This is a genomic window from Janthinobacterium lyxosi (assembly GCF_051380665.1).
Lineage (GTDB): Bacteria > Pseudomonadota > Gammaproteobacteria > Burkholderiales > Burkholderiaceae_D > Janthinobacterium.
The window spans coordinates 83,167-95,356 of sequence record NZ_JBNYXM010000011.1 but is presented as its reverse complement, the minus strand read 5'-3'; the positions used below and the strand labels follow the sequence as shown (position 1 = coordinate 95,356).

Genomic DNA, 12,190 nt, shown 5'->3' with positions numbered 1-12,190 from the left:
GCAGACTAATATGAGAATGACATTTATTTGTCATGATTATATGGACAAGTAACAGTTCAAGCGTACGACAACAGTGGTTTTTTTATTCCCAACAAAGAAATTAAATTATCTCGTTGATATTTCGCAACACATTGATCAAATTAATCGTGCAGTCACGCTGATATTCTATTTTCTGCCGCATACTGACTAGCTCGACATTATCTTTAAATTATCATTTACATAATGATGAAAGACTATCAAACGCATAGTTTGTTTTCTAAAAGAAATTATTAATTCTGATTGTCACTATTTATTTCAATACACACTTCCCTTCCATAACCAGCATTCCATAATTCGATCTTGCGTTGCAGCATAGTCATTTTCCAGCGCCTGCTTTAATACCAACTCACTGCATTCACGTCTGCTGCCCTGCAAGACAGGGCATGTGGCAAGACGAATTGGTCTTGCAAAAAGGCGCACACGCGATCCGCCTATCGCGCCGGTGCCCGGATCGCTTACTATCGCCCCATCGCGCCCTGCGCCACCACCGTTGCCATCCCTTTGCCAGGAGTCCTCATTGATGCCACATGTCCACCGCCGCGCGCTGCTGGCCTGCGCCTGCACCTTGTTCGCGGCCTGCACCCCGTTCGCCCCGCCGCCCGCCGCCTCGCTGCCAGCCGCGCCAGTGGCGGCGCCAGCCATGCAGGCGCCGCTGTGGCAGCAGCCGGGCGTGCATGTCTTGCACATCGCCCCGCAGGAATCCCTGCTGACCATCACCGTGCGGCGCGGCGGCGCGCTGGCGCGGTTGGGGCATGACCACGTGATCGCCAGCCGCACCTTGCAGGGCGTAGTGGCGCCCGCACTGGGGCGCGCGCAATTCCAGTTCCGGCTGGATGAGATGAGTGTGGATGAGGAAAGCTTGCGCCAGGCGGCCGGACTGACGACGACGCCGTCGGCGGACGCCATTGCCGGCACGCGCCACAACATGCTGCTGCGCGTGCTCGAGGCCGAGCGTTATCCGTGGGTGCGTATCGAGGCCTTGCGCGCCGGCAATGGCGAGGTGCTCAACGCCAATATCACCGTGCATGGCGTGACGCGCACGCTGCAGCTGCCGGTGCAGATAGCGCTAGCGGCCGATGGGCGCGTCCTGCAGGCCAGCGGCAGCCTGCTGTTAAAACAGAGCGACTTCGGCATCGTGCCCTTCGCCGTCCTGGGCGGCGCCATGGCAGTACAGGATCAGATGGAACTGGCGTTTCGCATTACCGCCCGGCAAGACATCAGCGCGCCAGGATCAGGCGCAAGCCCAGGCCGATGAAGATGGTGCCGGCCACCCGGTCCAGCCACAGGCCGGCGCGCGGGCGGCGGTTGAGCCACAGGCCGACGGCGCCAGAAAAATAGCCGAGCAAGCCGAACAGCACGCAAGCCTGCGCCGTAAACACCAGACCCAGCTGCGCCGTCTGCCAGCTGGCGTTGCCCTGGCCCGCGACGATGAACTGCGGCAGGAACGAGAGAAAAAACAGCACGACTTTCGGATTGATACTGTTGGCAAGCAAACCCTTGCCGAACAGGTGCAGCAGCGTTTCGTCCGGCAAGGCCGCCGCGCCATCGACTCTGGCGCCGCCACGGCTGCGCAAGGCGCCGATGCCCAGCCACACCAGGTACAGGCCGCCGGCCACTTTCAGCGCGGTAAATGCGGTGGGCGAGGCGGCCAGCAAGGCCGACACGCCGATGGTCGCCAGCACCGTGTGCGTGAGGCAGCCAAGGGCGCAGCCCAGGCCGAACGCCATGCCCTGGCGGCGCCCGCGCGACATGCCCACGCCCAGCACCATCAGGTTGTCGGGGCCGGGACTGGCGGTAATGAGGACGGCGGCGGCCAGGAAGGCCAAGAGCTGGTCGGGACTGAGCATGGAGGACTCGCAGGCAAAGGCGCCATGATACCGGAGCGGGGCCATGCCGGCAGGACATGAATACCCGTGTGCCACCGAGAGTCGATTAAAATGAGTACTCCAAAGCAAACGGCGTTGCCGCCAATTCCCGCGCGACCATCACCACACTCATCGATGCCAGTTCACCCGCCCCCATCCCGCCACAGCGCTTCCTGCTCCCGCGTCAGCGCCTGGCTATGCGGCTGGCCGCTTGTGTTCGGCCTGCTGTTCGGCTTGCTGGGCTTGGCGGGCGCGGCGCAGGCAGCCACATTGGCCCTGAGCAAGCAAGGCATCCAGCACCTGGGCAGCGGCGGGCAACTGTTTTTCGCCGGAAATGAAGCCGCGCCTGCCGATGGCGCCGCCCTGCCCGCCTGGCTGGCGCGCCAGCGCCCGGCCGACCAGGTCGACCTGTTCGGCGGCGCCTACTGGCTGCATGCGCAGGTGCGCAACGACAGCAACGTGGCGGCCTGGGTCCTCGACCCGAACGACACCCTGATCGACCTGGTCGACCTCTACGTGTATGGCCCCGGGCCACACGCGGCGCCACACACCTTGCTGACGGGCTACCAGCGCCCGCACGAATATTTACTGCACTACGGCAGGAACGTGCAGCTGGCGCCGGGCGCCACGTATGACATCCTGATCCGCTTTTCCAGCCCCTACTACGCGCGCGCGCCCCTGTTCGGCGTGACGACGCAGCAGGACTACCGCAAGCTGGTGGCAAAGGAAAATTTCCTGATGGTCGCTTCCATCGGCGCCCTGCTGGCGCTGGGCCTGTTCAATTTCTTCATCTTTTCCATCACCCTGGAAAAAGCCTCGGCCTATTACGCGCTGTACGTGCTGACGTATGGCCTGGCCTGGGCCATGACCTTCCACGTCTTTGCCGACCTGTTTGACTGGCACCTGCTGCAGCTGCATTACGTGCCGTTTTTCCTGCTGCCCGTCTTCAGCACCCTGTTCTACACGCATTTCCTGCGCCTGCGCGACTACTCGCCCCTGCTGTACCGCATCAGCAAGGTCAACCTGGTGCTGCCCCTGCTGCTCTTGCCCAGCTGCTTCTTCGCCCTGTCGTATGCGCACACCCTGGCCACCATCGCCATCAGCATCTGGATGCTGCTGGCGCTCATCTGCGGCATCGTCGTCTGGTGCCGCGGCTACCAGCCGGCGCGCTTCTTCGTGCTGGCCTTCGTCGCCCTGATGCTGCCCGGCTTTCTGATCCTGCCGGCCAACCTGGGCCTGATGCCGGCCATGGTGGCCAACGCCCAGCTGGTAACCTTGCTCGGCGGCACGCTCGACGGCTTGCTGCTGGCCTTTGCCCTGGCCGACCAGATCCGCCTGCTGCGCAACAATCTGGAACAGCGCGTGCAGGAACGGACCCTGGCGCTGACCCTCAGCAACGACGCCCTGCTGAAGGCCAAGGAGCACGCGGAAGTGGTCAGCCGCCACCGCATCGATTTTCTGTCCGCCATGAGCCACGACATCCGCACCCCGCTGGCCGGCGTGATCGGCATGCTGAAATTCGCCCTGCGCGACCAGTCCGTCAAAGGCCGCACGCAGGAATACCTGCGCATTGGCCTGCATAATGGCGTCTCGCTCTTGACCATTCTCAATGACATCCTCGATTTCTCGAAGATCGACGCGGGCAAGCTGACCCTGGAAACCGTGGACTTCGACTTGCTGGCGCTGATCGGCGACGCGGCCGGCATCGTGCAGGGCCAGGCCGACGCGAAGAGCCTGCTGCTGCGCCGCGAACTGGCGCTGGACCTGCCGCGCTACGTGCGCGCCGATCCCACGCGCCTGCGGCAAATCCTCATCAACCTGCTGGGGAACGCACTGAAATTCACGGCGAATGGCGAAGTGCTGCTGGAAGTGCGGCGCGCCCGCACGCCGCCGCGCCGCGATGACCGCAGCGACATCGAATTCATCATCAGCGATACGGGCCCCGGCATCGACGCGGACACCTTGCCACGCCTGTTCCAGAAATTCGAGCAGGCCGACCATTCCACCACGCGCCGCTACGGCGGCACGGGCCTGGGCCTGGCCATCTGCAAGGAACTGGTCGAACTGATGCAAGGCACGATCGGCGTGGAAAGCCGGGTCGGCATCGGTTCGCGCTTCCATTTCACCTTGCCGCTGCAGGACGGCAGCGCGCCGGCGGCCGACGCGCTCCGGCCAACGCGCCACGCGCGCCACGCCTGCCGCCTGCGCATTCTGTGCGCCGAAGACGTGCGCACCAACCAGATCATCATCGGCACCCTGCTCGAAGGCATGGGACATGACGTGACCATCGTGGAAAACGGCGAGCAGGCGCTGCACGCGCTGGGCACGGGTTCCTACGACTGCGTGCTGATGGATGGCCGCATGCCGCTGATGGATGGCGAACAGGCCACGCGCCTGATCCGCGACGGCGGCAATGGCCGATTCCCCATTCCCGACGCGCACATCCCCATCCTCGCGCTGACGGCCAACGCCAGCGAACATGACCGGCAACGCTACTTGGCGGCCGGCATGGACGACTTCCTCAGCAAGCCCGTCGACGAAGCGCTGTTGTTCAGGAAAATCGACGCCATCATCGATCTGCTGCTGGCACGCGGCCACGCACTGCCGCCAGCCATGCCCACCGCGGACGACACGCTGGCGCGCCAGTTCGGCCTGGACGACGCCAGCACCCCGGCGCAGGCGGAAACACCGACGCCGGCCGATCCCATGACGGCGCCCGTGCACATCCTGCCGCTGGCAGGCCTGTCGCCGCAGCACTTGCAGCGCATCGCGCAAGCGTTTTTGATGGAAGCGCCGCGGCGCCTGGACCTGGCATGCCACGCCGTGCGCGATGGTAACGCCAGCGCGGCCGCGGCCGCCTTCCACGCCTTGAAAGGCAGCGCCGGCTACCTGAGCCGCCCCACCCTGCACAGCCTGTGCCACCAGATGGAGGCCCTGGCCTCGAATGGCCAGCTCGATAATGTGGAGCCATTCCTGCCGCAGTTGCAGGCGGCACTCGATGTGGCGCGCAGGGATCTGGAAGATCAGCCCGCTGGCTGAGGTATCTGGCCATGGCCGCCGCTCTGGAACTGGTGCAGCTCGACGGGCACGCCCGCGCGGTCTGGAAGGGCGCGGCCACCCCGCCGCCTTCCTTGCCCGCCTCGATATGCGCATAGCCGCCGCCGCAAATCAGCAGGATGGCCGTGCCGTTCGGACGCGCCGGGCGGTGCACGAACAGGTAAGGCTGATCGACCTGCGTGATGGAGCCTTTGGCGCTGTCGCGCTGCGGCCCGGCCGGTGCGGCACCCGCGTGCAGGTGGACAAGGACAAGACACAGCAGCATCAAGCGTTGCATGGGCAAGCTCGCGCAGGGAACAATGACACGCCATGATAAGCAAATCGCTAGAAATCCGTCTCGCCCTGGATCACGGCCGGATAACCCGTCATGGCACGCGAAGTCTGCATGCCCGCCATCACGGCCGCCTCCACGCAGCCCGCATTCAGGCCCGTCTTGATCCAGTCGCCCGTGAGGAACAGGTTACTGAAGCCCGACTGGTCGGTGGCCAGCCGGTACTGCGTGCTGCCCACCACCGACATCACGTAGCGCTCGGACGGGTCGACGTTGGCGCGCCAGTACTGGCTGTCGAAGCGCGCCGGCCCCGTGCCAGCCTTCGCATCGACCAGCCATTGCCACGGGAACGCGCCCGGCGCGCCCGCCTCGGACCACAGCGCGCCGATTTCCTGCTCCAGTTGGTGCAGCGCGCCCTGCTTCGCCTTGGCCGCACAGCGGGCGGGAAAGCCCGTGTCCGTGACGGGCGGGTAACTATCGACGGGGAAAGCGCTGCAAAAGTAGGATACATTCTTTGGCGCCAGCCCCGCCGGCCAGTCCTCGTGCGCCAGCAACTGGTCCATCGGCGCCCACGTATCGTACGGCTCCGTGAAGGCCGACAGCACCGGTTGCTGGCCCTTCGGCTGCGTGGTCCAGCCGATCTGCGCCAGGCTTTTGTTCAACCACACCTGGTAAGCCTGCGTGGCCACGGTTTTCACCTTCTCGGCCGCCAGTTGCAGGGCCGGGCTTTGCGCCAGCAGTTGCGGGCATAAAGCCTGCAGCGAGCCGATGGAAATGCCGAACACCACCTTGTCGAAATCCACGCCCTTCTTCAATACCGTGGCGGGCAGCTGCCGGCCGAACGCCTGCCGATACTGCTGCGGCCAGTCGCTCCAGTACGATTCCAGGTTGACTTCCTGCTCTTGCAGCAGCGCCGCCTGGGCCGGTTCGATCTGCGCGTAATCGGGCGCGCTGGGCCAGCAAGCGAGGCCTTTGACATCCACCAGCGGCGCGTAGCCGGCGGCAGGGTCCTTCAATTGCACCTGCTGCGTGATGCGGATGCTGCCGATGTCGCCCGCGCCCGGCACCAGTTCTTCCACGCGCTGGAAGAATTTGAATTCCACGCCCCTTTTTTTCAGCACTTCGTACATCGGCGTAAAAATCGTGTCGCCCATGCCGGCCTGCATCTTGAACATGATGCCGCCCTTGTAGGCCAGGCCGATGCGCGCCATCGCCCGCAAGAGCGTTCCCGCCTCGATATTAGGTTTCCCAAAATCGCCGCCCTCGTAGGCAAACACCAGGTCGTAAAAACCCCGCACGGGCGCCGAATTGACGCTGAACTGCTCGTCGCCGCCATGTTTTTTCAGCCAGGCGCGGAAATCGATGTCGTTGATGACGTCAAAGCCATTCTTGAATACGCCATCCTCGAACATGCCCTTCATCACCGTGATGCCCAGGTCCAGACAGGTGAACAGGCGGCGCAATTCATCGTCGCCATCGATCAGCGCGCGGTAGCGCAGGCGCAGCCACGCGCGGATGCCGTTCAGGGTGCTGGCCAGCAGCTGATGGCGCGCCTGGTCGTGGCGCGTGGAGTCCGGCGCCAGGTCGGCCACCAGCGCTGCCAGCGCGCCCACGGACAGGCCCACGTCGAGGCCCAGCTCATCGGCCTGCCCCACCACTTCGTCGGCCAGGCGGCGCAGCCAGCCCGGCCACACGCCCTCGCCTTGCGACGCGCTGGCGCTGGCACTGGCACGCTCTATGCGCGCGTCGGCGTCCGCCACCTCGCGTATCTGGCGTATCCACTGCTCGATCCAGCCCACCATGGCGATGGCCATCTGCCACAGGGTGATGTCTTCGCCGCCCTCGCCCGGTTCGCCCGGCAAGGTGGGAAAGACGATGGACCAGTTGCGCCACTGGCCCTTGACGTCTTCCGACAGGGCCACGTAATCGTGCTGCTTGAAGGCGTCGCGCCAGGTGGCCAGCGGGGCGCCGGGCGGACGCTCCAGGCTGGCGTACGCTTCCTTGATCATCTTGAAGGCGTTCGCATAAAAACCGAACCAGATGTGCAGACCGTGTTCCTCGATACGCTGGCCCACTTGCGCATTGCGCCCGCTGGCGCCCTTGCCACCCAGGCGCCAGCCCAGCTGGTAGACGGTGATGGCATGCTGGTTTTGCCAGCCCGGCTGGTTCGTCAGATAATACGCGGCCGTCATGGCCGCCACGCCGCCGCCCAGGATGGCGATCTTTTCCGGCGCAATCTGCGAGTTGTCGACCAATTCCTCGCCCGGCATGGCCGTGAAGTCGAAGTTCACGTTGAACGGCAAGATCGCCGCCTGCGGTCCCAGCTGCAAGCCCAGGGTCTGGTCCAGCGGAAAGCTGTCGAAGGCGTGCAAGGTGCATTCATACTCGTAACCCAGCAGGCGCGCGCTGTGCAGGTGGTTGATCTCGGCCGGCGCGGCCACCAGGGCCTGGTACACGGCTTTCACGCCCGCGCTGTCGGGGAACTGCTTGAGGAAGATCTGGTCGATGCGGGGCTTGCGCAGCAAGGACAGAATATCGGCCCAGCCGGCCTGGTCCATGTCGAAGAAATCCGGGATGGAGAGGAAAATCTTGAACGCTTGCTCGATCAGTTCGAGGAAGCTGTTGACGGGCTTATGCTGCCCCGTCTGCACAGTGGCATTGACTTCCAGCAGCGGGTGCAGCGCCAGTTTGGTTTCCGGCGAAAAATGCTGGAAACCCTTGGCGGCCACGGAACAGCGCAGCGGCTCGCTGCCGGCAGCGGGAATCTCGTAGTCGCACAGGTATTTCGGATAGCCGAACAGTTCACGCCCGTTGATCAGGGCCATGGCGTCATCAACAAAAATATGGCACGGATACCAATAGATATGCGCGAGCTTGCCCTGCGCATCCATCTCGCCGACCATGATCCAGGTGACGATGTCCACTTCCGTGATCCAGCCCTTGGCCTGGTCGACAGGGTTCGCCGAATCCGCATGGTTGACGCGCGTAAACGTCAGCATCACGTACGGCGACAGGGCTTTCAGGGTCAGCTTGCGGCCCGCCACCTGGTTCAAAGTGGTATTCACGGTCGCTTGCAATTTCGCCAGGTCGCCCCTGACGAAATAGCCGTACATTTCCGACTGTTTCAATTGCAGCGGCGAGTGCATCATCACCGAACCGCCCTGATAGATATACGAAGGTCTTGCCGAAGGTTGCGCCGTCATTGCCCTGTCCCCTTTAAGTTTCATTCAAACAAGATTGCTACAGTGTATGAGAAAGATCAATGAATGATATGAAATAAATTAAAGGATTTGCCAATATGCATAGCTTAGGTTCCATCCCGGCAGGAAGCTGCTTGCGCACGGCGGCGGGGGCAAGCCCACGCCATCGGGTGTACGATGAAACATCCTGACCGTTCCGAGCACCCTGCCATGGCAATGATTACCACCGACTACGTATCCACCTATTCAGGCAACCGTTTTTATCCCTTGCGCCCGCATATCGACAAGGTCGCCATCGAAGACATTGCCCACGGCCTGGCTTACCAGTGCCGTTTCAATGGTCAGACGCAAGTGTTTTACTCGGTCGCCCAGCACAGCCTGATCGTCGCCGAACTGGTGCCGCCCCATTTGCGCCTGGCCGCCCTGCTGCACGACGCGGCAGAAGCCTACCTGGGCGATATGGTGAAACCCCTGAAAGTGCTGTTGCCGGAATTTGCCGTGCTGGAAGACAAGGTCAGCGTCATCATCGCCGCCACCTATGGCCTGGATTATTCCGATTACGCGCCCATCAAGCGGGCCGACCTGATCGCACTGGCCACGGAAAAGCGCGATCTGATGCCCCACTCGGCCGAGCGCTGGGCTTACCTTGACGGCATCGCCCCCTTGCCCGGTATAATCGAGGCCATGGGTCCGGCCGAAGCCAAGCAGCGCTTCCTGCATGCCTTCACCCAGCTGGGCGGACTTGAGCTTGCGGCGTGAAAGCCTCTTCTCCTGCCGCGCGAACGGGCGCTAAGCCCCGGTTTTTGCACGGCTTTTTTAGATATCCACAGCAACTGTGGATAAAGTTGTTGATAAGCCCCTCTTGACAAGCCGCAACACCAGTATTGATGCGGGTTTCAACAATTTGCTGATTTCACAGGCATTTTTTTACCCCAATGAAATCAATGACTTAGAATCATGATTTTGCGCTAGCGCAAAGTTACTCGACCACCATGAAAATATATTTTGCTGTGCGTAAGTAATCCTGCTCCAGGCTGTCTTGCCTGAACAGCATTGTTTTGACAAACCCCGCAGACTGGCATAGTGTGGAGTGAGCGAGCACGATCAACGGTGGATAAATGCATGAATATGGATAGCGATAGCGCCGCCAAGGGGGCGGACGAACCCGACTGGCTGGTCGACGAGCCACCCGGGCGGGCAGACGTGGAGGCAGAGTCTGCCAACGCGGCGCCATGGCGCGTGCTGATTGTCGATGATGATGTCGATGTGCACGTGGTGACCAAGTTCGCCCTCAGCCAGGCCAGTTTCCAGGGCCGCAGGCTGAGCTTTCTGCACGCCTATTCGGGCGCCGAGGCGCTCAGCCTGCTGCGCAACACGCCCGATATCGCCGTGGTGCTGCTCGATGTCATCATGGAAACCCAGGATGCGGGACTGCAAGTGGCGCGCCAGGTCCGCGAAGACCTGCACAACAGTGCCGTGCGCATCATCCTGCGCACGGGCCAGCCCGGCCAGGCGCTGGAACACCGCATCATCATCGACTACGATATCAACGATTTCTGGTGCAAGACCGACCTGACCACGCGCAAGTTGTTTACCACCGTGATCGCCTCGTTGCGCACCTACGCCACCTTGCGCGAAGCGCAGCAACAAGTCGCCGAGCTCGCCGCCGCCCTGGCCCACTGCGGCGACGCGCCAGCGGAACCGGCCGACGACACGCCCTGAACCGCCGCCGCTACTTTTAGTCATAAAAACAAGAGCACTGGATAGGCATACAGGCTTGTGCAGGGTCCCATTTTGGCCTGCCGCAACGCTGCATTTGCTGCGCCGATCCGGCGTCATTATCTAAGTGGCGGATTGTTAAGCGCTTTTTCAGATATCCACACGGACTGTGGATATCTTTGTGGATAAGGACCTATTGACAGGCCTCAAAGCCACAGCCCGTGCGGCTTTCAATAAACTGCTCAATCAAACAGCAAAAATAAAACCCATTAAAATCAAGCACTTAAAAAGTCACGCATAATCACAAGAAAATTATTTCGTCAATTTCGCTAACCCATCATTTGTGCATAACTGAGCCGTAATGATCAATCCGACAACGCCGGACTGCGGCTGCCAGCAACACAGTTGCCGTGCGGATACTCAGTGCACGGTCTGGCGGCGCTGCTCCGGGTGCAGCAGCACGCGCTCGATCAATTCGGGGGCGACATTGTATGACTTCAGGTACTCCAGTGCGCACAAGGTACTGAAGGCAGCCTGCACGGCGATGCCCAGGTTGACGATATCGGACATCTTCTGATCGAGACGGGCATGCAGCATCACGGTTTTGACGGGCATATGCAGCGTTTCTGTGGAATTAGGCATGATGAACAACTCCTGCGAAGGGGGAAGGAGGGGCGGAGACGGCATACCGGTGCGAACTGCGCCAGCGCGGACAGGGACAGCGGTCATGTTGACGATAAAGTATTGCTGATAAACTCTCGATGTCAATGGCAGGGAAACATGAGCCACGGTTTTTTTCTTGCAGGCACAACTGGAGCCGAAAGCGATGGACAAGCGCAATCGGCCACGGCGATAATCAGCCATGCCCTCACCCCCCCTTTCCGCGCCCCCGCCCGACCTGCCCCGCCCGCAACCCGCCTCGCTGGCCGACCTGTTCTTCTCGTTCACCTGGCTGGCCTTGCAGGGATTCGGCGGCGTGCTGGCCGTGATCCAGCGCGAGATGGTCGAGCGCAAGCGTTGGCTGACGCAAGAGGAATTCCTGGAAGACTGGGCCGTGGCGCAAATCATGCCCGGGCCGAATGTCGTCAACCTGTCCCTGATGGTGGGCGGGCGCTATTTCGGTTTGCAAGGCGCGCTGACGGCGCTGGCCGGCATGCTGGCCGTGCCCCTCCTCATCGTGCTCGTGCTGGGCGTGCTGTACACGCGCTTTGGCGACAATGCGCAGATGGCGGGTGCCTTGCGCGGTATGGCGGCCGTCTCGGCCGGCATGATTGCCGCCACGGGCGTGAAACTGGCTGCCGCGCTGGGCAAGCATCCGCTGCCCCTGTGGCTGACCCTGCCCCTGGTCGTGCTGGGCGTGCTGATGGTGGCGATCTTCCGCTGGCCCCTGCTGTACATCCTGCTGGGCCTGGGCGGCATAGCCTGCCTGCTGACCTATCGAAAGCTGTCGTCATGAATCCGCCCTTGCAACTGGTGTTGAGCGCTGGCGACTGGCTGAACCTGTTCGGCCACTACCTGATGCTGTCGCTGATGTCGATCGGCGGCGCCATTTCCACCACCTCCGAAATGCACCGCTTCCTCGTGGAACAGCATGGCTGGCTGACACAGGCGCAATTCAATGAGTCAATCGCCATCGCCCAGGCCGCACCCGGACCGAACGTGCTGTTCGTCGCCCTGATGGGCTGGAACGTGGGCATGAATGCGGGCAGCTACACGGCCGCCTACCTCGGCGTGTTCATTACGATGGTGGGCATCATGCTGCCCAGCACCACCTTCACCTACGTGGCAGCCCAGTGGGGCTACCGCAACCGCAACCTGCGCCCCGTGCGCGCCTTCAAGCAAGGCATGGCGCCCATCGTCGTCGCCCTGCTGATTTCCACCGGCATGATACTGGGCGGTGCCAATCACGACATCCGCACGGACTGGCCCCTGTGGAGCCTGTCCATCGTGGCCGGCCTGATCATCTGGCGCACGAAGCTCCATTTATTGTGGCTGCTGGCGGCCGGCGCCGTGCTGGGCTGGCTGCAACTCGTGTAAGC

Annotated in this window: 9 protein-coding genes; 6 read left to right on the top strand and 3 right to left on the bottom strand. The window is 62.3% G+C overall.

Annotated elements, in window-relative coordinates:
* Positions 1-559: 559 nt before the first annotated feature.
* Complete coding sequence (locus ACQ4WP_RS13890; RefSeq protein WP_436521483.1) at positions 560-1,294, top strand: YceI family protein; 735 nt, start codon at positions 560-562, stop codon at positions 1,292-1,294.
* Here the strand turns inward: ACQ4WP_RS13890 and ACQ4WP_RS13885 are convergent.
* Complete coding sequence (locus ACQ4WP_RS13885; RefSeq protein ID WP_436521481.1) at positions 1,257-1,886, bottom strand: LysE family translocator; 630 nt, start codon at positions 1,884-1,886, stop codon at positions 1,257-1,259. The genes ACQ4WP_RS13890 and ACQ4WP_RS13885 overlap by 38 nt on opposite strands.
* A 231-nt stretch (positions 1,887-2,117) precedes the next feature.
* Here ACQ4WP_RS13885 and ACQ4WP_RS13880 point away from each other — a divergent pair, with 231 nt between their 5' ends.
* Positions 2,118-4,943 (top strand): hybrid sensor histidine kinase/response regulator, encoded by a 2,826-nt coding sequence (locus ACQ4WP_RS13880; RefSeq protein ID WP_436521479.1) that lies wholly within the window; start codon positions 2,118-2,120, stop codon positions 4,941-4,943.
* Positions 4,944-5,285: 342 nt separating this feature from the next.
* Here ACQ4WP_RS13880 and ACQ4WP_RS13875 read toward each other — a convergent pair whose 3' ends face one another.
* Positions 5,286-8,435, bottom strand: a complete 3,150-nt coding sequence (locus ACQ4WP_RS13875; RefSeq protein WP_436521477.1) for an NAD(P)-binding protein — start codon at positions 8,433-8,435, stop codon at positions 5,286-5,288.
* 174 nt (positions 8,436-8,609) lie between these two features.
* On the opposite strand from ACQ4WP_RS13875, the gene ACQ4WP_RS13870 reads away from it, so the two are divergent.
* Positions 8,610-9,191: a phosphohydrolase gene (locus ACQ4WP_RS13870; RefSeq protein WP_436521475.1), complete on the top strand. Its 582-nt coding sequence runs from the start codon at positions 8,610-8,612 to the stop codon at positions 9,189-9,191.
* Between the two features lie 363 nt (positions 9,192-9,554).
* Entirely contained in the window at positions 9,555-10,154 is a 600-nt protein-coding gene (locus ACQ4WP_RS13865; protein ID WP_436521473.1) for a hypothetical protein, read from the top strand.
* Between the two features lie 417 nt (positions 10,155-10,571).
* On the opposite strand, the gene ACQ4WP_RS13860 is transcribed toward ACQ4WP_RS13865, so the two are convergent.
* On the bottom strand, positions 10,572-10,793 hold the full coding sequence (locus tag ACQ4WP_RS13860) for a hypothetical protein (RefSeq protein ID WP_436521471.1): 222 nt from the start codon (positions 10,791-10,793) through the stop codon (positions 10,572-10,574).
* Positions 10,794-11,013: 220 nt separating this feature from the next.
* Between ACQ4WP_RS13860 and ACQ4WP_RS13855 the strand changes: the two genes are divergently transcribed.
* Positions 11,014-11,607, top strand: coding sequence for a chromate transporter (locus ACQ4WP_RS13855; protein ID WP_436521469.1), 594 nt, complete (start codon positions 11,014-11,016; stop codon positions 11,605-11,607).
* Complete coding sequence (locus ACQ4WP_RS13850) at positions 11,604-12,188, top strand: chromate transporter (RefSeq protein WP_436521467.1); 585 nt, start codon at positions 11,604-11,606, stop codon at positions 12,186-12,188. Before ACQ4WP_RS13855 ends, ACQ4WP_RS13850 begins: the two co-directional genes overlap by 4 nt.
* The last annotated feature ends 2 nt before the right edge of the window (positions 12,189-12,190 follow it).